The organism is Actinopolymorpha rutila, from assembly GCF_013407855.1.
In the GTDB taxonomy this organism is placed as follows: domain Bacteria; phylum Actinomycetota; class Actinomycetes; order Propionibacteriales; family Actinopolymorphaceae; genus Actinopolymorpha; species Actinopolymorpha rutila.
In genome coordinates this window covers 1,472,949-1,494,083 of the sequence record NZ_JACBZH010000001.1, presented here as the reverse complement: position 1 = coordinate 1,494,083, position 21,135 = coordinate 1,472,949, and the positions used below count along the sequence as shown (strand labels likewise).

The 21,135-nt window shown below is 69.1% G+C and carries 26 protein-coding genes; 13 read left to right on the top strand and 13 right to left on the bottom strand.

The features are described 5' to 3' along the window. Positions 1-46: 46 nt before the first annotated feature. Both F4554_RS06630 and F4554_RS06625 read left to right on the top strand, forming a co-directional pair. Positions 47-241, top strand: a complete 195-nt coding sequence (locus F4554_RS06630) for a hypothetical protein (RefSeq protein ID WP_179786569.1) — start codon at positions 47-49, stop codon at positions 239-241. A gap of 119 nt (positions 242-360) precedes the next feature. Continuing rightward, complete coding sequence (locus F4554_RS06625; protein ID WP_179786568.1) at positions 361-1,224, top strand: alpha/beta fold hydrolase; 864 nt, start codon at positions 361-363, stop codon at positions 1,222-1,224. A gap of 41 nt (positions 1,225-1,265) precedes the next feature. On the opposite strand, the gene F4554_RS06620 is transcribed toward F4554_RS06625, so the two are convergent. Next, the gene (locus F4554_RS06620; protein WP_179786567.1) at positions 1,266-1,592 is read right to left on the bottom strand and encodes a DUF4333 domain-containing protein; all 327 of its coding nucleotides are present in this window, start codon (positions 1,590-1,592) and stop codon (positions 1,266-1,268) included. Between the two features lie 314 nt (positions 1,593-1,906). Between F4554_RS06620 and F4554_RS06615 the strand changes: the two genes are divergently transcribed. The 4 genes from F4554_RS06615 to F4554_RS06600 all read left to right on the top strand — a co-directional run bounded on the left by F4554_RS06615 (position 1,907) and on the right by F4554_RS06600 (position 5,046). Beyond that, entirely contained in the window at positions 1,907-2,278 is a 372-nt protein-coding gene (locus tag F4554_RS06615) for a hypothetical protein (protein ID WP_179786566.1), read from the top strand. 153 nt (positions 2,279-2,431) lie between these two features. Further along, positions 2,432-3,286 carry an inositol monophosphatase family protein gene (locus F4554_RS06610; RefSeq protein WP_202889173.1) on the top strand — a complete coding sequence of 285 codons (855 nt, stop codon included), beginning with the start codon at positions 2,432-2,434 and terminating at the stop codon, positions 3,284-3,286. A 91-nt stretch (positions 3,287-3,377) separates the two neighbouring features. Then, entirely contained in the window at positions 3,378-4,154 is a 777-nt protein-coding gene (locus tag F4554_RS06605) for an alpha/beta fold hydrolase (RefSeq protein ID WP_179786565.1), read from the top strand. A 148-nt stretch (positions 4,155-4,302) separates the two neighbouring features. Further along, positions 4,303-5,046, top strand: coding sequence for a calcium-binding protein (locus tag F4554_RS06600; protein WP_202889172.1), 744 nt, complete (start codon positions 4,303-4,305; stop codon positions 5,044-5,046). A gap of 1 nt (position 5,047) precedes the next feature. On the opposite strand, the gene F4554_RS06595 is transcribed toward F4554_RS06600, so the two are convergent. Beyond that, positions 5,048-5,425, bottom strand: a complete 378-nt coding sequence (locus F4554_RS06595; protein WP_179786564.1) for a VOC family protein — start codon at positions 5,423-5,425, stop codon at positions 5,048-5,050. A 65-nt stretch (positions 5,426-5,490) separates the two neighbouring features. Between F4554_RS06595 and F4554_RS06590 the strand changes: the two genes are divergently transcribed. Together F4554_RS06590 and rpmB are read left to right on the top strand one after the other, a co-directional pair. After that, complete coding sequence (locus tag F4554_RS06590) at positions 5,491-6,660, top strand: ArsR/SmtB family transcription factor (RefSeq protein WP_179786563.1); 1,170 nt, start codon at positions 5,491-5,493, stop codon at positions 6,658-6,660. 379 nt (positions 6,661-7,039) lie between these two features. Next, positions 7,040-7,255 (top strand): 50S ribosomal protein L28, encoded by a 216-nt coding sequence (gene rpmB / locus F4554_RS06585; protein WP_179791331.1) that lies wholly within the window; start codon positions 7,040-7,042, stop codon positions 7,253-7,255. Between the two features lie 63 nt (positions 7,256-7,318). Here rpmB and F4554_RS32950 read toward each other — a convergent pair whose 3' ends face one another. From F4554_RS32950 to F4554_RS06575, 3 genes are all read right to left on the bottom strand, one after another. Further along, positions 7,319-7,450, bottom strand: coding sequence for a hypothetical protein (locus F4554_RS32950; RefSeq protein WP_272955875.1), 132 nt, complete (start codon positions 7,448-7,450; stop codon positions 7,319-7,321). Beyond that, positions 7,447-8,166, bottom strand: a complete 720-nt coding sequence (locus F4554_RS06580; protein ID WP_337795900.1) for an aminoglycoside phosphotransferase family protein — start codon at positions 8,164-8,166, stop codon at positions 7,447-7,449. The genes F4554_RS32950 and F4554_RS06580 overlap by 4 nt, the downstream gene beginning before the upstream one ends. Before the next feature lie 278 nt (positions 8,167-8,444). Continuing rightward, entirely contained in the window at positions 8,445-8,789 is a 345-nt protein-coding gene (locus F4554_RS06575) for a P-loop nucleotide/nucleoside kinase family protein (RefSeq protein WP_179786562.1), read from the bottom strand. A 260-nt stretch (positions 8,790-9,049) separates the two neighbouring features. On the opposite strand from F4554_RS06575, the gene F4554_RS06570 reads away from it, so the two are divergent. After that, a complete protein-coding gene (locus F4554_RS06570; RefSeq protein WP_179786561.1) occupies positions 9,050-9,862 on the top strand; it encodes an oxalate:formate antiporter in 813 nt (270 codons plus the stop codon). A 13-nt stretch (positions 9,863-9,875) separates the two neighbouring features. On the opposite strand, the gene F4554_RS06565 is transcribed toward F4554_RS06570, so the two are convergent. The 4 genes from F4554_RS06565 to F4554_RS06550 form a co-directional block, all read right to left on the bottom strand. Continuing rightward, a complete protein-coding gene (locus tag F4554_RS06565; protein WP_179786560.1) occupies positions 9,876-10,322 on the bottom strand; it encodes an HIT family protein in 447 nt (148 codons plus the stop codon). A gap of 41 nt (positions 10,323-10,363) precedes the next feature. Further along, positions 10,364-11,581: a class I SAM-dependent methyltransferase gene (locus F4554_RS06560; RefSeq protein ID WP_179786559.1), complete on the bottom strand. Its 1,218-nt coding sequence runs from the start codon at positions 11,579-11,581 to the stop codon at positions 10,364-10,366. A gap of 76 nt (positions 11,582-11,657) precedes the next feature. Continuing rightward, entirely contained in the window at positions 11,658-12,593 is a 936-nt protein-coding gene (locus tag F4554_RS06555) for a DUF2332 domain-containing protein (RefSeq protein ID WP_179786558.1), read from the bottom strand. Next, complete coding sequence (locus tag F4554_RS06550; protein ID WP_202889171.1) at positions 12,590-13,390, bottom strand: methyltransferase domain-containing protein; 801 nt, start codon at positions 13,388-13,390, stop codon at positions 12,590-12,592. Before F4554_RS06550 ends, F4554_RS06555 begins: the two co-directional genes overlap by 4 nt. A gap of 109 nt (positions 13,391-13,499) precedes the next feature. Between F4554_RS06550 and F4554_RS06545 the strand changes: the two genes are divergently transcribed. Then, complete coding sequence (locus F4554_RS06545) at positions 13,500-14,468, top strand: phosphotransferase family protein (protein ID WP_179786556.1); 969 nt, start codon at positions 13,500-13,502, stop codon at positions 14,466-14,468. Here the strand turns inward: F4554_RS06545 and F4554_RS06540 are convergent. Beyond that, positions 14,465-15,013 (bottom strand): MarR family winged helix-turn-helix transcriptional regulator, encoded by a 549-nt coding sequence (locus tag F4554_RS06540; protein ID WP_337795899.1) that lies wholly within the window; start codon positions 15,011-15,013, stop codon positions 14,465-14,467. The two genes, F4554_RS06545 and F4554_RS06540, sit on opposite strands and share 4 nt — an antisense overlap. A gap of 39 nt (positions 15,014-15,052) precedes the next feature. Between F4554_RS06540 and F4554_RS06535 the strand changes: the two genes are divergently transcribed. Then, positions 15,053-15,670 (top strand): mycothiol-dependent nitroreductase Rv2466c family protein, encoded by a 618-nt coding sequence (locus F4554_RS06535; RefSeq protein ID WP_179786555.1) that lies wholly within the window; start codon positions 15,053-15,055, stop codon positions 15,668-15,670. Between the two features lie 33 nt (positions 15,671-15,703). Here the strand turns inward: F4554_RS06535 and F4554_RS06530 are convergent, their stop codons facing one another. Together F4554_RS06530 and F4554_RS06525 are read right to left on the bottom strand one after the other, a co-directional pair. After that, on the bottom strand, positions 15,704-16,636 hold the full coding sequence (locus F4554_RS06530; protein ID WP_179786554.1) for a phosphotransferase: 933 nt from the start codon (positions 16,634-16,636) through the stop codon (positions 15,704-15,706). A gap of 87 nt (positions 16,637-16,723) precedes the next feature. Continuing rightward, the gene (locus F4554_RS06525) at positions 16,724-17,353 is read right to left on the bottom strand and encodes an LUD domain-containing protein (RefSeq protein WP_179786553.1); all 630 of its coding nucleotides are present in this window, start codon (positions 17,351-17,353) and stop codon (positions 16,724-16,726) included. A gap of 174 nt (positions 17,354-17,527) precedes the next feature. Between F4554_RS06525 and sigJ the strand changes: the two genes are divergently transcribed. Next, entirely contained in the window at positions 17,528-18,472 is a 945-nt protein-coding gene (gene sigJ / locus F4554_RS06520; RefSeq protein WP_179786552.1) for an RNA polymerase sigma factor SigJ, read from the top strand. Positions 18,473-18,484: 12 nt separating this feature from the next. Here sigJ and F4554_RS06515 read toward each other — a convergent pair whose 3' ends face one another. Further along, positions 18,485-19,318: a hypothetical protein gene (locus tag F4554_RS06515; RefSeq protein ID WP_179786551.1), complete on the bottom strand. Its 834-nt coding sequence runs from the start codon at positions 19,316-19,318 to the stop codon at positions 18,485-18,487. 274 nt (positions 19,319-19,592) lie between these two features. On the opposite strand from F4554_RS06515, the gene F4554_RS06510 reads away from it, so the two are divergent. Next, positions 19,593-21,110: an FAD-binding protein gene (locus F4554_RS06510; protein ID WP_179786550.1), complete on the top strand. Its 1,518-nt coding sequence runs from the start codon at positions 19,593-19,595 to the stop codon at positions 21,108-21,110. The last annotated feature ends 25 nt before the right edge of the window (positions 21,111-21,135 follow it).

The following is a 21,135-nucleotide window of genomic DNA, read 5'->3' as shown; positions in this document are numbered from 1 at the left end:
CCCACAATGGAGTCAGCAGACCGCAGGCTCCCGCAGGAGGTCGCAGATGACGGACACCACCGGCCCCCGGGAACGCTTCACCGACGAGGAACTCGCGTTCCTCCGGTACGTCCGTTTCGGTGAGCTCCCCGGGCGTGTTGCGCCGGCAGAATGGGTCGAAACGGCCGAAACCGACCCGCCGGAGCCGTTCCCCAACCGCCGGGACGACCCGCGCCACTGGGGTGGCGTCAACCCCGTCTGACCCACCGTCCGACCTCGCCGGAATCTCCCGCCGACCGACAATTTCTTGAGGGATCCATGGTCGGAGCCTTCGCGGACCGGGAAGACAAGCCTGGAGTCGCGGGGACGGGAGGCGCCACCATGACCAACTCCACGACGACGGAGCCGCCCACGCCACCCCCGGGGCCGGGCACCCCGTCGGGAGCCGCCGGTACGAGTGGCTACGTCCCGGTGAACGGCCTGCGGATGTACTACGAGGTGCACGGCGAGGGCCGCCCCCTCGCACTGCTGCACGGTGCGCTCACCACGATCGGTACGTCGTTCGGCGCGATCCTGCCCCTGCTGGCCTCCAACCACCGCGTCGTCGCCGTCGAACAGCAGGCGCACGGCCACACCGGCGACATCGAGCGCCCGCTCACCTACGAGCAACTGGCCGACGACACCGCGGCCGCGCTGCGCCACCTGTCCGTGCGCGACGCGGACATCCTCGGCTTCAGCATGGGCAGCGGCGTCGCCGTCTGCCTCGCCATCCGCCACCCCGAGCTCGCCCGCAAACTGGTGCTTGCCACCCCCGCCTACGACCGGGACGGCTTCCACCCCGGCGTCATCGAGGACATGGCGGCGCTCCAGCCAGAACACCTCGCGGGCAGTGCGTTCGAGGCGGACTACCTGCGCACCGCGCCCAGGCCGCAGGACTGGCCGGTGCTGATCGAACGCGTCAAGCGGCTCAACCTGGAGTTCGTCGGCTGGCCGGAGGAAGCGGTGGCGGCGATCAAGGCGCCGGCGCTGATCATCGTGGGCGACTCCGACGTCGTACGCCCCGAGCACGCCTTGTCGATGTTCCGGCTGCTCGGCGGCGGGGTGGCCGGTGACGTCGCCGGGCTCCCCAACTCCCAGCTCGCCGTGCTTCCGGGCACCGGGAACCTCGCGCTGATGGAGCGCGCCGAGTGGTTGACGTCCATGGTCGAGGCGTTCCTGGAAGCGCCGGTACGCGTGCAGGCCTGACCGGATGCGCTGTACCCGCCGGAAGGCCGGCGACTCGCCCGTCAGACGGGAACGAGGGTGTAATGGCCCTGCGCGTCCTCGAAGTACACGATCACGGCCCACTGGTCGCCGCTGATCGTTCCGTGGCAGACCGCGACCACGCCCTGGTTCACCGAGGCGACGTCCGGGCACCTCATCGCCTCGACGTCGCCGCCGTCGTCGGTGATCCGGTTCGTCACCACGTCCTCGAGGTCCGCGCCGCGGACACCGGCCGTCGTGGTGGTCAGTTTCCCGGTCAGCGGACCGCCGTCGGCGGGCCCTCCGCCGAGGAACAGCACCAGCATCACGATCACGCCGAGCAGGGCGAGGCTGGAAAGGACGAGACTCACGATCGCGAGCTTCGAGGGCGAACCACGGTCGGGACTCACCGGCGGGGGTGGCATCGCGGGCCAGACCGGCGGCTGTGGGCTGTGTGCGTCCATACCCTGGTGCATCTGACCGCGCTCACCTTCGAAGGTTCCATCCTGCGTCGCAGAACGGTAAGCCCCGGTCCGCCATACCCGCGCGGCGATCACTCAGCTTGGCCATCTCGGCCACGCGCCCGGGCCCCGCGGATCAGGGTGTGCCACCTCGGCGGCCCGATCTTGCCGCTGTACGACGCCGGGTGCGATGCTTGGGCGGCGTACGACCTTGGGGGAGCCCTATGAGCAACTGGATGTGGATCCTTCTCATCTTCCTCTGGCTCGGTGGCGCCAGCTGGATCGTGGACACCACGCGGAAGGCGCTGAAGACCCGCCACAAGCGCCGGCTCGAACTCGAGCAGGAAGCCACCCGCCGTACGCTCGCCCAGCAGGCCGCCGACCAACCGCCGCAACCCATCTGCGGCTGCACTCACCACCTCGCCAAGCACGACCCGTCCACCGGGAAGTGCCACGAGGAGGTGCAGACACCGGTCGCCTGGGACGCCGACCGCAAGCCGGTGCAGTTCGAGGCTCGTCAGTGCAACTGCCGGCAGTACGTCGGTCCGGAACCCCTCGGCACGGTCTACGCGCCCGAGATCATCGACCCCCGCTGACCGGCGCCTCCTGCCCTACGGCGGTACGCGAAAGCTCGCCGGGACTGGATCGCCGCCGGATCGGGTACGCACCGCTCGACTCGACTCGCGTACTCTCACCGGCGTCGGCGCACTCACCCGCCCCCTGCGCGGGCGATCGGCAGGAGGAAAGCTGTGGTCGGGGTGGACCTGGACGAACTCCTGCACGTCGCCCTGAGCGCCGCCGACATCGCCCGGCGAACGCTGCGCGGGGAGTCCGGCGAGTCCCTCACCTCGGTGACCCAGAAGAGCGACCGGGACTTCGCCTCCAACCTCGACTTCACCGTCGAACGCGAGCTTCGGGCGTACCTGCGCGAGCGCACTCCCCAGTTCGGCTTCCTCGGTGAGGAGGAGGGATTCGGAGCGGCGGACGGCGACGGGCCGGACCTGCCCGCGACCGACCCGGGCGCCGACGAGCGGCCGTTCTGGGCGCTGGACCCGGTGGACGGTACGTCCAACCTCATCCACGGCGTGCCCATGTGCGGGACGTCGCTCGGGCTGGTCCACCGCAGGCGCCCGGTCCTGGGCGTGATCGACCTGCCGTTCCTGAACGAGCGCTACCACGCGGTGCGCGGCGGCGGCGCGTTCCTCAACGGTGAGCCGATCCACGGCGGTACGGCAACCAGCCTCGAGCGCGCCTTCGTCGCGGTCGGCGACTTCGCCACGGGTGCCGCGGCCGAGCGGCAGAATCCCCTCCGGTTGGCGATGGTCGAAAAGCTCGCCCACCGGGTCGAACGCATCCGGATGCTCGGCTCGGCCGCCACCGACCTGGCGTGGACCGCCGCCGGCCGCCTGGACGCCTGCGTCCTGCTCAGCAACAAGCCGTGGGACACCGCGGCGGGGGTCGTCATCGCCCGCGAGGCCGGGGCCGAGGTGGTCGACATCGACGGCAGTCCCCACGACATGGACTCCCAGCGGACCATCGCGGCGACGCCGGCCGTCCGGGGCGAGCTGCTGGCCCTGCTCGCGGCTGCCGGAGTCGATCACTGACGCGTCTTCTGTTCGGACCGATGAGTTCGCGGGCGGGCACAGGTCTACCCCGGGACGACAGCGGCCGAGGTGGAGGGGTGGCGAATCGCGCATGGCGACTTTCGTGTTGATCCACGGTGGCGGAGACGTGGGCTGGGCCTGGCATCTGGTGGAGGCCAAACTCCGGGCACGCGGCCACGACACCGTCGCCCCCGACCTGCCCAGCGAGGACGAGTCCGCGGACCTCGGCGCGTTCGCCGACGCGGTGGTCGAGGCCGTCGGCGACCGGGGTGATCTGAGTGACCGGGGCGCTCGGGGTGACCTGGTCGTTGTCGGCCACTCCTACGGCGGCTTCACCGCACCACTTGTCGCCGACCGGCTCTCGGCCGATCTCCTGGTCCTGATGGCCGGGATGATCCCCTCCCCCGGCGAGGCTCCGTGCGACTGGTGGGCCAACACCGGGCATTCGGACGCGGTAGCGAAGCAAGCCGAGATTGACGGTGGCCTCACCGGCAGCGACGACCCCTACATCCTCTTCTACGGCGGGGTTCCACGCTCTCTGGCCGAGGAGGCGCTCCGCCGGGGCCAGGGTCGGGGCGGGTCATCCGCGACCTACGACGCACCGTGGCCGTTGGCCGAGTGGCCCGACGTACCGACGAAGTTCGTTCTCTTTCGAGAGGACCGGTTCTTCCCGGCCGACTTCTACCGCCGGCTGGCACCCGAACGACTGGGCATCACACCTGACGAACTGCCCGGGTGTCACTGCGCGATGCTCAGCCGTCCCAGGGAACTGGCGGACCAACTGGTCGCGTACCTGGGATCCACAGAACCCGCGCGTGCTGAGCGGGCCGCCGTCGAGGGAGAACGCAACGGCAGCGTCAAACGGTGATTTCCCTTGTGAAACAAGCGTGAAAGCCGACCCGCATCGAGGTGCCCGGCGGCGTTTCCAGGTGCTGTGAACGGCTACAGTGACGTCGCCGGAAGCGCCGCCGAACGATCAGGCCCAGACGCGCTTCGTCTTCAGGGGGACCTCACACATGATGCGCAAACGCGCTGCTGCCATGCTCGCCGCCGCTGTCGCCGCCGTCGGGCTCGCCGGGCTGTCCGCCCCGGCCGCCAACGCGTCGGTCTACGGTGACACGGAGATCACCGGCGTGACGGTGAACGGTGGAAAGAGCGTCGTCATCGGTACGACGTACGCCAAGACGTTCAAGGTCACCGTCCGCGGGTGGGACGACTCGGGTCTCGCCGACGTCGACACCGACCTGACAGGGCCGGGTTACGGGTACGCCGAAAAGAGTGGACGCTGCGAGAGCGCCACCGCATGCTCGACGTCCTTCACCTTCGACCCGCTGGTCGATCTGTACAACGACAACGCCGGCACCTGGTACGTCGGTGCCCTGGTGGACGCCAAGGACGACGGCGCCGCCTACGACGAACGGGTTGGTCACTTCTCACTGAAGCGGGCCGGCAGCCTCACCGTCAACGCCTCGCCCGAGCCGGTGAAGAAGGGCGCGCCCATCACCGTCGCCGGCACCCTCAAGCGGGCCAACTGGGAAACCCATCACTACGCCGGCTACACCAAGCAGACCGTGGCGCTGCAGTTCCGCAAGAGTGGCACCTCGACGTACAAGACCGTCAAGACCGTGATCAGCGGAAGCGGCGGAGGCCTGTGGACCAGGGTCACGGCATCGGCCGACGGCACCTGGCGGTGGTACTTCCCCGGGACGTCCACCACCGCCGCGGTGACGGTGGCCGGTGACTACGTGGACGTTCGGTAGTTCAGCCGTTCGCCCGGGCGGTGACGTACAACCCGTTGCCGTCCGGGTCGCGGAAGCCCGCCTCGCGTACGCCCCATGGCGCGTCGGCCGGCTCGGTGGTGATCTCGCAGCCGGCCGCGTGCACCTGGTCGATCAGCGCGTCGACGTCGTCGGTCTCGAAGGTGCCGAGATCGACCGGCTGCGGGTCGTCGCTGTGGTGCAAGAGAAGGTTGACAGTCGCCGAATGAGTCGTCCCCGAGCCGCCCAAGGGCACCGCGAGGCTGAGGTCGCCGTCGTCGACAGACTGCCGTACGAAGCCGAGCGTCTGCTCGTAGAACTGCGCCGACTTCTCGACATCGGCACAGAAGATGCTCTGTCCCGTGAACGCCACCGTGCTCATCGCGATCCTCGCCTTCCGTTGACACCTCGGTTGCATGCGACATGCGCAATGCACATACTAGGCACATGCCCGACTCGTTGCCAGTGTTCAGCGAAGGTCGTCCGGCGCCCCGACTCGAGATCGCACCTCCCACGCTGGCCGTCGCGATGCCGACCGCCATGGTGCTGGTCGACTACGCGCTGGCAGGTCTGGCGACCCCGACTCCCGAGCCGCTGATCGTGGCCGAGGAGTTGCCTGCCGACCTCGTACGGGCGAGCCATCCGGTCCGAGCAGTGCTCGCCCACGGCACGGTGCTTCGGGACGTACTCCACGCCCAGCTTCCGCCCGAGCACGACGGCCACACCTCCTGGCCGGCGCTTCGCCGGTGGCTCGCGGACCTGGACGACGACCGCATCCTCGGCCTGGTCGAGTTCGGCGCGTACGCCTGTCTCACCTACGACCAGCCCACCGGGCCCGACGACCCCGCTTGGCGCTCACCCCGCAACGTGGCTGGGATGCGGGGAACCCGTGTGGCACTGCGACGCGACGTCATGGCCGTGCTCGAATCGTGGCCGGTCCCCCGCGCCGCCAGGCGTTCCTCCGAACTCCTCGACCCCGCTTCCGTCCGCGACACCCTGCTGGAGTTACTGGACGCGATCTGGGACCTCTGGGTCGAACGCTCCTGGCACGAGCAGCTACCCGCGCTACGCGCCCAAACCACTGTCGGGCCACCCCCACCGGGTTGTGGCGGCGCGCAGTGGGTCAGCGTCGTCACGGGACTGCGACCGGAAGCGCAGTACGCCAAGGCGGCCGACCAGGCGCGCCGGGTCACGCTGGTGCCATGCCCCGGTCTCGGCAGAAGCCTGTCCCTGTTGCGGGACGAGGACGACATCTGGGTTGTCTACAGCCCGGCGTACGAACCGGCTCCCGAGGCCGGTCCCGACGCGAGCGCGACGTCGGCGTCGCAATGTCGCCGCCCCGGCATCTCCGTCGGGCGCCTTGCCTCACTCGCCCCCGCGATGCGCGCACTGGGCGACCGAACCCGGCTGGCGATCGTGCTGCAACTCCTCGACCATGGCCCGCTCACGATGCAACAACTCGTCGACGCACTGCAGGTTCACCAGAGCACGGTCTCCCGTCAGGTCGCCGCTCTGCGAGAGGCGGGACTGGTGGAGGTCGACGACCAGCGGCGCATCGCGGTCGACCGCGGTCCCGTTCGCCAGGTGTGCCAGACCCTTCTGGATGCGCTTGAATAGCCGAGCCGTCTAGCCACCACGCTGGAGGAGGTCACGTGCCAGAGCAACGGCCGGCGCCGCCGGTGGAGCTGCTGGAATGGCCGACCGCGGACCCGTCGCTGCCGGCGGAACTCTTCCGCCTGCCGGCCGAACGCGAAGTGGGGTTGGCGAAACGCCTACCCGCCCCGGGTCCGAACGCCCGGGCGAACACTAGGCCACCATTCACCTGGTCACCGACCATGCCGAGATCCCGGCCGGAAACCTCGTCTACCGGGTTGCCGGCTGACTCACTTTAATTCCGTTGCCGAGGAATTCGTGCCTGGTTAGGCTCGCCGAGTCGCGGGTGGATGTTCGTCGCCACGCGACGTTGAATTCCGGCGACCCACTCTGGAGATCCGCCATGGCTGGTGTGTGCGATATCTGTGACAAGCGCCCAGGCTTTGGGAACAAGGTTGCCCGCCTGGGACACCGCGCGCTGAAGCGTAAGGTCAAGGGTCGTTCGCGCCGTCAGTTCAAACCCAACATCCAGACTGTGCACGCCGTGATCGACGGTAGGCGCAAGCGGCTGAACGTGTGCACCTCCTGCATCAAGGCCGGCAAGGTGGAACGCCGCTGACGGGCCGCAGTTCCCTCTCACCCTTCAATTCATTGAGGCTCGAAATGCGCTGATGAGAGAAATTCAGTCCAACCGGCTTTCACCGAACCGAAGAAACAGGTCGATGACCTCTTCCTGTTTTCCGAGGATCGCCCAGTGGAGTTGGTTCAGTGTGGTGTGCGCCCAGTACATCCTGAGCAATGCCGGCTCGATCATTTCCTGTAGTACCTCGTCGATCCGGTCGAACGCCGACTGCTGTACGCCGTACTGCCCGCCGTGGGGTCCGAGCGTGCTCCACCACAGGTCGACACAGATCCGTACCAGCGCGAACCTGCGGTCCCGCGGCCCACACCCCAGTTCCAGTCGACGACGCCACTGACGTGACCGTCGCAGTCGTACAACACGTTGCGGAACGTGAAGTCCGGATGGACGAGGTCGTCCCCGGTCATCTCGTGTGGCTCCAGCGCACCGATCGCGCGAATCCGCTCGAGCAGCCGGCGGCTCCGGTCGCTGTGTGTTGCCAGTAGTTCGTGGCGTGGAAACACAGGTGCGCTCTCGCGAAGCCACATCGGTGGGATCGGCACGTCAGGTCGGTCGGCCAGCAACCCAGCGAAGCGCTCGTTGACGGCGACCGTGGCGTCGATGACCGCGGCGTCGACTCGCGCCGACGGTCTGCCGTCCAGGCGTTCCTGGACCACCGCGAGCGAGCCGTCGTCGATCGCGACGACCGCCTCCTGCCGCGGCACCGGAAGTTCCTTCGAGCGTGCGAACGCCAGGACCTCGGCGGTCTGCTGCAGTTGGCCCCGTGATCCTGGCCAGCGGGTGACCACGCCGGCCCGACCGTCCGGCCATCGCACGTACGCCGCGCCGCCGGAGTCGCCGTGCTCGGCCACGCCGACGAACCCCAGGCCGAGCCCGGAGCACTCGTTCACTCTCCGAAACCAAGGCGTGCAGCTCTTCCGTCACTGCGCTTCACCTCCCGATTGCACCGACACTCCGCTACGTTCCGCCGGCCGACTCGGCCCGGCACCAGGTGGCGACCTCGACGACGTCAACCCTGCGGCCGGTGTCGACGCGTAGTACCGGACCAACCGCCAAAGGCTGCTCGCCCTCGTCGGTCCTGGCGGATGTAGCGCTCAGGTCGCCGTGAATCGGATGCCTGTTCAGTCGGCGTAGGTCCCGTCGAGCACTGGCGACCTCGGCCGGAACGTCACACCAGATCTCCAGTGGTCGGGGTCACCCCAGCCTGCGCAAGTCCCGCCTCGACGTAACGCCGGCTCCTGCCTGGCAGAGCGCTGTCGACGACCCCACCGCAGGAAGACTGGGCGAGCAGGTTCCATATGGTCTGGCTGGCGGCGGCACCGAAAAGCGCGTTCCATTCGTGCTGTGGTCGCTCGTCCGGTGGGAACGAGCCGAGCACGTCGGCCCAGGTCTCCTTGATCAGGTCCTTGCCGAACAGCGGGACGCCGAGCTCACGTGCGAGCGGGTGCGCCAACGTCGACTTCCCGGCGCCGGGCAACCCGTTGACAAGGACGACCAGCCGATTGGTCGACACTCCAGCCTTCCGATCCCCGCGCTCCGATGCCCCGCGGCCAGCCTGCTCGGTTCGGAAAGCCTAGGTCCTTGAGGCGTTGGCCGGGACCGGCCCGGGCCCGTCTCACACCCGGATCAGGCGGAGTGTCCCGGACGTTCGATCGTGACTGGGCGACACGTACGTCGATCAGGTTGAAAAATCGTTGCAGCGACGGGGCGACCGAAGCCATCCTGGAGCGATTCACTGTCGACACGTCTGCCGATCGCGTGAGGTGCCCTCCGATGTCGCTGCCCGCATTGCCACCGTTGCCCGAGGCCCACGAGCAGTTTCTCGACTCGCTCCTGAAGCACCTGCGAGACGACGAGCGCTTCGTGGGGCTCGCCGCCGGCGGTTCGCTGCTGTCCGGGACCGTCGACGAGTACTCCGACCTCGACCTGATCTCGGTCGTCGCCGACGAGCACTACGCGGCAGTGATGGACCAGCGCCTCCAGCTCAGCGCTGCCTGGGGCACGCTCCTCTCGGGCTTCACCGGTGAACACGTGGGCGAACCCCGGCTGCTGATCTGCCTGTACGACAACCCGTTGCTGCACATCGACCTCAAGTTCGTCGTCGCGGCCGACCTGGCCGAGCGGATCGAGGATCCGGTCGTGCTGTGGCAGCGGGGCACGGTCCTCACCGACGCCATCGAGCCCGGCGACGCCGACCACCCGATGCCGGACCCGCAGTGGATCGAGGATCGCTTCTGGGTGTGGATCCACTACGCCGCCGGCAAGCTCGGTCGGGGTGAACTCTTCGAGGTCGTCGACTTCCTCAGCTTCGTACGCGAGCGGGTGCTGGGCCCGTTGGCGCTGGTGTCCGCCGGGCACCTCCCGCGGGGTGTCAGGCGCCTGGAGACCAACGTGCCGGACTTCGCCGCCGAGCTACGGGGCACGGTCGCGGCGTACGACGCCACTTCCTGCGGCGAGGCGATCGTGCAGTGCGTACGCCTCTACCGCGAACTCCGTGACCGGCTCGCACCGGCCGAACTCGTTCGCAGGCACGACGCCGAGCGGGCCAGCGTCGCCTATCTGCATCAGGTGATGGCTGCCAAGTAGAGATTGACAGTGTTCAGACTGCCGTCAGGCGAGCGCGCAGTCTACCGGCCAGGCTTTCACGCTCGGCTGGAGTGATCTTCTCGCGCTCGCCGGCGGCGAGGAAGCCGAAGACGCCGGGACCGACCCGTTCCGGCGCAAGGCCGGCCGGCCGCCCGACCACGTGGAAGTGCAGGTGGGATCCCGGGGACTCGCCGAACTCCGCGACGTACGCCTTCGGCGTCCCCATCACGTCCGCGAGTGCCCGCGCCAGCCGCACCTGCCAGACACCCAGGCTTGCCGCCTCCTCGTCGGTGAGCTCGGCCAGGTCGATGACGTGCCGGCGAGGCTGCAGGATGAGCCAGCCCAGCACTCCGCTGCTGTGGGTGTGCACGACGGACCACTGGTCGTCGAAGGCGATCAGGTACTCCGACGGGAGTCGGTCGTCATCTCCTCGCCCACACGGGCACGCGTTCTGCTCCATGCGGGGTGACGGTACCGCGTGCCGAACCCCCGGACCGACGCCTACCGGCCCGATGCGTCCAGCAATCGCGCCAGGGCAGGTCGTACGTTCCACTGCTTCGTCAGGTCGGCGTACTCCTCGCCGATGTTCTCACCGGCCTCGGCTCCGGTGCGCGTGGCGCGCAACATGATGTTGCGGGGCGTGTGCTCGCTGCCGACGAACTGGATCGTGTCGACGCGGTAACCGTGCTGGCGCAGGATGGAGGCGCGCAGCGCGTCGGTCAGCACGTCCGCGAAACGTTCGCGCAGGATGCCGTGCCGGGTGATCATCGTGTACGGCTCGGGCGGCTCGACCTGGCTCAGCTGAGCCTGGATGTCGTGATGGCAGCAGGGTGCCGCCAGGATCAACGGCGCCTGCCACCGCACCGCCCGGGCCAGCGCGTCGTCGGTCGCGGTGTCGCACGCATGGAGGGACAGTACGAGGTCGGGAGCGTCGTCGAGTTCGGCCGCGGCGATGCTCGAGGCGGCGAAGGTCAGCCGCCCACCGAAGCCCAGCTCCGTTGCCAGCTTGGTGTTCCGGTCACGAGCCTGCGGACGCAGGTCGACCCCGGTCATCCGCAAGGGGAGCTTGCGGACGTTCGCGAGGTAGGCGGCGGCGGCGAAGGTGAGGTAGGCGTTGCCGCAACCGAGGTCGACGACGCGCAGCGGCCGCTCGTCGGTCGGCCGTGGCAGGATCCCGGTATCGAGCGCCCGGTCGAGGGCGGGCCCGAGCACCCGGAGGAACTCGTCGACCTGGCGGTACTTCGCCTGCCGAGTGGGCTTGATCCGGCCCTGGTGGTCGGCGATGCCGACGGCCTTGAGCACGGGGTCGTCCGCCGGCAGCAGGCGAGGCTTCTCCCGGTCGTGCTCGCGGCTGACCGGCTGCTCGTCCACGCGTGGCCGGACGTGCACCTGAGCGTCACCCTTCTTGGTGACCCGAAGCTGCAGCGTCTCGTCCACGGAGTCGACGTGCCAGTTGCCGAACGCCGTCGCGAGCAGGCCGTCGACAGCTTCCACCGCTTCCGGTCCAGGAGCGACGTTGCGGGTGTGCGCCTGGTGTTCGTCGTACGTCGTGACCTGCAGCACCCGTCCGGCCCGCACGTCGACGTACCTCAGCTCGGCCCGGCGCCAGGCCACCTCGTGCCCTCGGCGCCGACCGGCGGCCACGGCACGGACGAGCCGCTCGGGATCCAGGAGTTCCTCGCGTACGCGGGCGAGCGCCTGCGACAGTGGTTCGGGCATGGGTCCAAGGGTGTCACGAACACTCGGCCTCCGACCCCGACCGGCCCGGCAGACACCATGCGTAGCCGACCCGTCGCTACGCGAACCAGTGGAGAGCCTGGCCGTGGCCCCGGGTCCACGCCAGCGGCCTGCCGTCGAGGGCGAGAACGTTGTGGTGGGCGCCGTCCGGTGGCTCGGGCAGATCGTCGTACGGCAGTACGCCCGGGGCCTCGTTGGACACCCAGTGCCCGGGCAGCCGACCGACCAGTTCGGTGAACGTGGCCCGTCGTGGTGCCGGCACCTGATACAGCACAGAGGTGTGGAACACCACCAGCGTCGCGTCGGCCGGTGCCTGCGCGACCAACGCGGGCAGGTCGTTCACCAGGTCCCCGCGTCGCAGCAGCGGAGGGTCGGCCGCGGCGACGGCGGCCGCTGCCCGCAGCCGGGCCCGGCGATGTGCGTGCTCGGGCCAGATGAGCGCATCGAGCCAGGCGACGTCCGCGGGGGCGGTCACGTCGAGTGGGTTGAGGTCCAGGCCGCCCCGCCAGACGACATCGGGCAGCGTGGCCGGTGGAACCGACCCGGTCGCCTCGCAGTCCAGCACCGGTTCACCCGCACCGATCGTCTGGTCGCCGTAGCGGTAGGCATACCGATCGGGATACAGGCACAACCCGGCGGACGCGCCGACCTCCAGCAGAGCGAGCGGTTGCGGCAACGTGGCGAGTACCGGCAGCAGGACAGCGCACCGGCCGGCCTCGTTGGTCTGCGTGGCGCGGACGCGCATCTGCGCCTCGATCCGCGGCCAGTTCGTCACGGTGTAGTGGTGGAACGCGGCGGGGTCCTCCACCGGCCCGCCGAGGAAACGTACAACACCGAACAGCAGGTTCGGCTGCCGCTTTGCAGGTGGAAGGGTGTCGAGCAGGGCGAGCACCTTGTCGTCGCCGGAGACCGCCAGTGACAGGCGTTCGTACGCGGGCGAAACTCCACGGGCCTCACGCGCGGCGAACTCGGCGTACGTCTGCGCGGTCGTCATGGCAGCCGTCGGCCGACGGTGAGGAGGGCGACGAAGCCCACGGTCAGCGCGGGCCAACCGAGCGAGTCCAACCGGCGTTCGACTCTGGCGAGAAAGTCCGCACTCCTTGCCCCGCCGAGGGCGTGCGTGCCGGACTGCGTGCCCAGATTGGCGAGGTAGTCCTCGGCGGTGAAACGCGCCTCGAACGGGTAACGTCTGCTCGCCACCTCCTCGAAGAGGGCCCCTGCCTCGGCAGGAAGGTGCCGAGGGCCGACCCGCTCGGGCGCGGGCGGTGGGTCACCTTCATATCCCACCACCCGGTAGTCCTCCTGCACCTGCGTCCAGAACGCATCGGCGTCCGCGGGCTGCACCCGCACGCAGTCGGCCACCGCCATGCAACCTCCAGGACGCAGCAGGCGATGGGGTTTCGCGTACCGGAGTTCCGGATCGACCCAGTGCAGGGAGTTGACGGCCACCACCGCGTCCACCGGTGATTCGGCCGGAGCGAGCTGCCAGTCCTCGAACGAGGACGTCACCACCTCCGAGGTGGGAAACCCGGCCAGCCGGGAGCGGGCGAGGGCTGCCAGGTCGGCACCCAACTCCACGGCGGTGACGGCCAGCCCGCGTTCGGCCAGCGGCACGGTCGCCTGCCCGGTGCCGCAGCCGATCTCGACCACGTGGTCTCCGGGCACGAGACCGGCAACCTCAAGCAGGTCGTCGAACAGCAGGGGCGGGCAGACCGGCCGCGTTCGCTCGTAGTCCTGCGCCGACCGGTCGAACCCGGCACGCAACACGTGCCGCCTCGGATCGTCGTTCACGTACACCTCCCGGCCACCGCCTGCCGCCGCACCGCTGAGCAGTCTGCTCGTACGGCACCTACGCTGATCCGACAAGGATGCTACGAGGGAAACGTCGACGGGAGCGCGGATGTCCGGGAGCGACCACATTCTTGGCCCGTTCGCCGAGCACGTCCACGCGCTCGCGGCCCACTACGGAACCCCGCGCGGCGACGTCTCCCCCGTACCCGAGCAGGGACAGGTCAACTTCACCGTCTTCCTGGGCGACGACCTCGTACTTCGCCTTCCCCGCAAGCAGGCGTACGAGATCCGGCTCGCGAAGGAGGCCGCGGTGATTCCCGTCGCGCAACGGGCGGGCGTGCCCACTGCGAGTCTGGTCCGCTACGACGCGAGCCGCGCGGTGGTGGACGTGCCGTACATGATCCTGGAACGCCTGCGCGGACACACCCTCGGCGAGCGCGGGTACGAGCCCGAGGCAAGCGGGCGGGCGCACGCGTCTCTCGGCGAACTGCTCGCGACTTTGCACAAGGTGCGCATGAAGGACGTCGGCCCGCTCGCCGGGGTCGAGCAGCGGCCCGCGTTGCTGCCAGGGCCACTGGTCGACTGGCTGATCGACGCCGGTGAACTGGGCCGCACGCAGGGGCGGTGGCTGCTGGACTGGCTTGCTTTCCTGGAGAGCCACAGCGCACCTGTCGCCGAACCCGTGCTGGTGCACGGCGACGTCAGCCCGTCCAACCTGTTCGTCGACGGCGAGGGCGAGGTCGGTGCGCTCATCGACTGGGGATCGGCGCACTGGGGAGACCCGCTGCGGGACCTCGTGGACCTTCCGATCCGGGCGCTCCCGGACCTCCTTGTCGGCTACCGTACGGCCGGCCGATCCACGGGAGCCGCCGGCCACGTACGCGATGACGACGCGTCGCTGGAGGCCGGCGCACTCCGATGGCACATCCTCATCGCCCTCGCGAAGCTTCAAAAAGGTCCGTCGACGTCGGAGAGGCGCAACTGGTCCGCCCCGAAGCAGGCGAGGTTCCTGGAGATCCTGAGATTCCTCGGGAGCGGCCCGCCGAGCCCGTGGCCGCAGCTTGTCCTGCCGGCCTAGCGAGGGTGCCGCGCAGCGCCCGGCGCGGTCTCGACGGACGCCAGCAACTTGCCGAGCAGTGCCCCGAGCTGGCGTTGTTCGCCGTCGTCGAGCCCTGCGAGGATGGCCGCCTCGTTCGCCACGTGCGTACGGATCAGCTTGTCAGTGAGCCGCCGGCCCGCCCGGGTCAGGGTTACGACCCGCCCTCGAGCGTCCTCGGGCGCACGGGCTCGCGTCACCAGCCCGGCGGCCACGAGCCGATCGATCCGCTTCGTGACGGCGCCTGGGGTGACCAACATCGCCTGGGCGAGCTCGTTGTTCGACAGGGCGTGCGGTGGTCCACTTCGGCGTAGCGCGGCAAGCGCGTCGAAGTCGCCGGACGCCAGCCCGGCGGCAGCGAAGGGCGATCGAAGGATCGGGTCACACACCGCGGCCAAGCGCTGGATCCGCCCCAGGACCAGCATCGGCGACGGGTCCAGGTCCGGCAACCGGACTTGCCACTGATCGACGATCACACGCACCGCGTCCCCCTCGACGGGGGTGCTCTTCTCAACTCGTCCAGCCACCTTGACAGCATACTTTCCTCGTCAACTATTATAATTTCCATGGAAACTAATCTTGATCATTCCGCTGTCACGGTCTATCTGGACCCGACCTGTCCGTTCGCGTGGATCACCAGCCGCTGGCTTGCCGAGGTCGAGCCGCAGACCGGTCTGGTCGTACGACGCGAGCTGATGAGTCTGTCGGTGGTGAACGAGAGCAGAGAGCTCGGCGGGTGGTACCGGGACTACAACGAGCGCGCCTGGCGGCCCGCGCGAGTCGCCGCAGCCCTGCTCGCCTCCCCGCACACGGAGCAGTGGACGGCCTTCTACGAGAGGTTCGGGCAGCGACGACATGTGGGAGGACTTCGCGACGACCAGCAGAACATCGCCCTCACACTGGACGAACTGCGCCTCCCAGCGGGGCTGGCGGACGCGGCCGAGGATCCGTCCTGGGACGCGGACCTGCGCACCCGCACCAAGGCAGCCACCGCACCCCTGGCCGACGACGGCGGGACCCCGATCCTGCACATCGAAGGCCGCGGGTTCTTCGGGCCGGTGCTCACGGCAGTGCCCCGCGGCGATGCCGCCCTCCGGCTGTGGCACGCGGTGTGGACCCTCGCAACGACACCATCGTTCAGTGAGATAAAAGGTGCCCGCGACGAGCACCTGCAAACCGGCTGAGGCCACCCCTCAGCCGGGCATGCCGACCAGCGGTCAGATCGACCGCCAGTCGATGCCGTCCGGTCGCGGAAGGTCCAGACAGGAAGCGGCCCAGGCCAGGTCGATCGCGATCAGCCGGACGAAAACGTTGACCAGCCAACCCGGCGCTCCGCGTTCGTCGAGAACGCGCCGGGCGAGCAGGGCGCCTCCGGCCGCCGCCCAACCGCCGGCCGTCGGCAGTACGTCGTACGGCATCGGACCGCCTTCGAGGTGCAGGGTGGGAAGGAGCAGCGCCAGGTCGTGCTCGGCGCTCCCCCGCGAGGCGTGCGACCAGTCGACGAAGACCACGCGATCGTGCGCGACGCAGATGTTGTCGCTGCGCAGGTCCCCGTGGACCAGCGAGTCGCCCCTGTCGTCCAGGCCCGCTTCGGCTTCGATGAGCGCGGTAGCCGCGCCGTTCAGCCAGCCGGCCGTGCACAGCCCGAGGTCGAGGAAGGCGGCCCGGCGGTCCGGTCCCTCGTGCAGCAAGGTCGGCCAGTACGCCGGTCGGGGCGCCGCCGGCTCGAACGCGGCCGGGGCCGGAATCCCCGCGAGGTCCGCCACCGCGGCGAGCACTCGATCGACGTCGCCTTCGCGCCAGTCGACACCCTCGTGGCCGGCCGGCCAGTGCGCGCGCCTGAGGTCCTCGACCACCAGGACGGGATGGCTGCCGGGTTCGTCGAGCCACGCCACGACCCGCGCGACGAAGCGTTCGGGCACGTGCCGGAGGGCGAGGTACTCGGTGCGAAGCCATCGTTCCGTCTCGTCGTCGGTCGCCGCCTTGACGAAGACCCCGCTTCCGTCGTTCAGCGTCACCGAGTAGCGCGCGGCGGCCGACAGGCCGGTGTCCGGCTTGACCCACTCCGTGCTCTGCTGACCGAGGGCGTGTTCGACGCGTGCGCGAAGCGTTGTCGAGATCGACCGGGCGTCGTCGGGGACCGGGCACATGACCCCATCCTGGCAGCGCGCCGGCGCTCCGGCCGACGAGGGCCAGGGCCACGGCCACGGCCACGGCCACGGCATCGTCCTGAGGAATCAGAACCCGATCGCCTCGCGGAGCAGCAGGACGGTGCCACGCCCGGGCTGGTACTCCGCGTTGAGGACGAGCAGGCGGTTGACGGCACTGGGCTGCCCGTAAGCCGCCTGGGCGCGGACGTTCTCCAGTGGGAGGACGTACTCCTGGACACGGCGCAGCGCCGCGTCCAGGTCGGGCACCACCTTCTGCGCCCCGACCAGCCAGATCGCGCGGGCGGCACCCCCGGCGTAGGCGGGCAGCTGACTTCCGCTCGCGGAGGCCACCACCAGGGAGCCGGTCTCGGTGACGGCGGCGACGCTGCCCACCACGATGTCGGGGGTGGCTGTCAGTCGCCGGATCTCGTCGGCAGAGGTGGCGCGGTCCATGGCCAGCACGCGTGGCCTGACTGCGTGGTACCGCCCACTGGTGTTGATGTCGCCCTCGATGCCGGACAGGCGCAGGGTCTCACTGGCACCGGTGAACACGTTTGCGCCCTCGGGTATCAGTTCGTCGACGCGGGTACGCGCCGCGGCGACGTCCTCCAGGATCTCGACCCCGAAACCGTGCACGGTGAGGGAAGCAGCCGTACGCTCCAGGCTCCGCGGGGACGCCGGCTCGGCGAAGATCGTGGACGGAACTGAGGTGGTCATCGTGCTCCTCGACTCGTCGTGGCGGCACGGTTGTCTACTTGTCACGTGCCCCTGTCACGAGTACGACGGGACAGCGAAGCGAGATGTCAGGCCGGCGCAGACTCCACCTGACACTTCGGCACGCCGTCTCGTCGAACCACCGAGGGCAGGACGAACCAGAGGGAGCCGTCGACGATGACCACACCGTCCGAGCCGGAGAGCCGCCGGACCGAGCCGGGCCATGACGCGATCATGAGCGAGAGGCGCCAGCTGATCAACCTCGCCTATCGGCTGCTCGGCTCACTGGCCGACGCCGAGGACGCCGTACAGGAGGCCTACGCTCGCTGGTACGCCATGTCCGACGGGCAGCGGGCGGGGATCGCCTCCCCCGGCGCCTGGCTGACGACGGTCGCCAGCCGCATCTGCCTCGACCTGCTCGGCTCGGCACGCGCCCGGCGCGAGAAGTACGTGGGCGAATGGATCCCCGAACCAGTGCCCGAGTCCACGGACTGGATCAGCGGACGGCGCGGCGCCGGCGACACCGCCGTCGACCCGGCCGACCGGATCACCCTCGACGAGTCGATCAGCATGGCGTTCCTCGTCGTACTCGACTCGATGACCCCGGCCGAACGCGTCGCGTTCGTCCTGCACGACGTCTTCGGCTACCCCTTCGCCGACATCGCCGAGATCGTCGGCCGCACCCCAGCGGCATGCCGCCAACTGGCATCCTCGGCCCGCCGCCGCGTCCGTACGTCGCAGGCCCCACCGACGCCGGCGGCCCGGCAGGCCGGCATCGTCCGGGAGTTCAGCCGGGCATGGGAGGCGAAGGACGTCGGCGCCCTCATCGGCCTGCTCGACCCCGACGCCACGCTGGTGGCCGACAGCGGTGGTTTCGCCCCCGCCGCCCTGCACCCGATCGAGGGCGGCGAACTGATCGCGCGCCTGCTTGCCGACCTCGCCGACAAGGTGACCGGCAACGTGACCTTCCTCGAACACGTCGTCAACGGCCAACCCGGTCTGGTCGCACAGGAGGACGGCGTCACGATCACGGTGTACGCGTTCGAGATCGCAGCCGACCGGATCAGGCACATCTGGGCGATCCGCAACCCGGAGAAGCTGCGGCCCTGGACGGGCGGCTGACTCGTCGCCGGGTCAACCGGCGGGTTTGAGGGCGCCCAGCAGCCCCGGCGTGGACGTGGCGGAAAGGCACCGGCGGGGAAGCGAAACCCGGCCGGGCCGGTGATCGAACGTGTCCATCTGCGCCCACTCGTCGAGTTGCGGGTCGTAGAGATTCTGCAGGCCGAACTGCAGGAGCTGCCAGAACGTGCTGCGGTTGCGCTGGTCGACGTAGATGTCGCCGAGAGCGATCGGCAATCGCGGCCACAGTCCCGGAGGGAGCTGCGGGACGACGATGCCGACCCGCCAATGGTCGACGTACCGCAGCTGATTTCGCTGCAGAATTTCCGGCCCGACGAATCGAGAGGTTGCAAGCAGACCATTCAGGGTTTGCAGACTGAATCCTGGGACCTTCGAGCAGGTGTGTACGGTCAGCCCCGGCCATTTGTAGGTGAGCGTGTAGAGCGTGTTGTGATAAATGAGGTTCGTGAACCATATCGGGTAATGCGGACCGCCCGCGACCATCTGGCTGTCGCCGTTTCTGCCCTGCCATCTGAACGGAACGGTGATACCGAGGTCCCGCACGATCCACTTGCCCTTGCCGCGGAAGTTCCGCGGAAGCTGGGGAGGGCGCGGCGTCCGCTCGGCACCCCATGCCGCGAGCTCGGGTGTCGCAGCCACCCTGGCAGACACCACCACCTTGGACGGAAGCCCCTTCTTGGCAAGAGATTTCGTCTTGGTGGGCGATTCCGTCTTGGCGTGCGCCACGGTACTGCTTCGCGTCACGGTCTCGGCCCGCGTCGCACCCGGCGCACCGCCGTCCCGCGGCAGCGCGGAAACGATGGCGATCACGCCGACGACAGCGATCACAGCAAGCGCTCGACCTGTCCGACCCATTGTGGTTCCCTCGAATTTCGCGTCACCCTCGCAGGTAATGCAGGATCCGGTACCGGCAATGTGGCCGTCCCCGACGCCACGGAAACCAAAACCGAAATGGGCTCCGGGTTGTTTGTGGGCGACGTCGGCGCGGCCGTATGCAATGGCAGGCGCTGCCGACCAACCAGCAATGAAGGTTGCGGGCCTCTGCACTCGGGCAGGAATTCCGTGGCCAAACAATTGCGTACCCGAATTCCAGGAGCGGGCAATGCATGACCTTTCTCGACGCGACCTGCTCAAGGCCACGGCCGCAGCAGGGTCCGGAGCCGTCGTACTCCCGGGCGTTGCCTCCGACGCCTCCCGGCCATCCCACGACCCGCACGGAGGGCACGACCACCACCCCGAGCACCCGAAGAGCGAGCCCGCGGAGCTGACCGGCCGCATCGTTCGCCCCGGCGACCCCGACTACCCGAAGGAGAGCCTGGGCTGGGACGAGCTCTTCGTTCACTATCCGCTCGTCATCGTCTTCGCCCAGGAGACCAAGGACGTACTCAACGCACTCGCGTGGGCACGGCAGCACAACGTCGCGCTGCGGGTACGAAGCGGCCGGCACAGCCTCGAGGGCTGGTCGAACGTCGACAACGGCATCGTGATCGACGTCAGCGAGCTGAAGTCGGCGCACATCGACAAGGCATCGCTCACCGCGACTGTCGGCGCCGGCCTCAACCAGCTGGAGGCGGTGACCGCCCTCGGCCGGGAGGACCTCGCCGTCACGACCGGAACGGAGGGCAGCGTAGGCCTGTCGGGCGCGACGCTCGGTGGCGGCTTCGGCTTCCTCACCCGCTATCTCGGCATGGCCTGCGACAACCTGATCGGGGCCGACGTCGTCGTCCCGTGGGGTGCCGACGGCGCCAAGGTGCTGCACGTGAACGAGAAGTGCCACACCGACCTGCTCTGGGCTCTTCGCGGCGCCGGCAACGGCAACTACGGGATCGTCACTTCCCTTACGTACAAGGTGACTCCGCTGAAGAAGGTCGTCTACGTGCAGGCAACCTGGGACGGACTCGGGGACCTGCACGGTGTCTTCGAAGCGTGGCAGAGCACGGCGCCGTTCGCCAACAGCCGGCTCGGTACCCAGGTGGAGGTCCACAAGCCGCAGATCCTCCTGTTCGCCGTACTCGCGGACGGGACCGAGGCGGAGGCGCTCGAGCTGCTGTTCCCGATCCTGTCGGTCGGCAAGCCCACGGTCTCGGTGAAGACGGGCGGCTGGGCGGAGATCTACGCCGGGTTCCAGATCCCGACCAAGGACGACCCCGCGAACTGGAAGTTCTTCTCGCAGTTCACCCGCAAGCCGTTCCCATCCAAGGCGATCAGCATCATCGGTGAGTTCATGAACGACGCACCCACCGACGACAGCAACTTCTTCACCCAGGCGTTCGGCGGACGGGTCAAGCGGGTGACCAGGCCCGAAGGCGGAACGTCGTTCCCGCACCGCGACGCACTCTTCTACTCCGAGCCCGGCGCCGGCTGGGGTTCGCGCGCGAATCCCAACCACAACGACCCGCTCACACCGATCGCTCAGGCCTGGATCGCGGAGTTCAGCCAGGCGCTCCGGCCCTACGTCGACGGCGCGTACGTCAACGTGCCGAACATCGGCATGGCCGAGTGGGAGACCGCCTACTGGAGGTCGAACTTCTGCCGGCTGCGCAAGATCAAGTCGAAGTACGACCCCACGAACCTCTTCCAGTACGAGCAAAGCGTTCCGCCCTGGTCGTGCGACCGGTAAGCACCTGGCGGGCGGTGACGTGCCG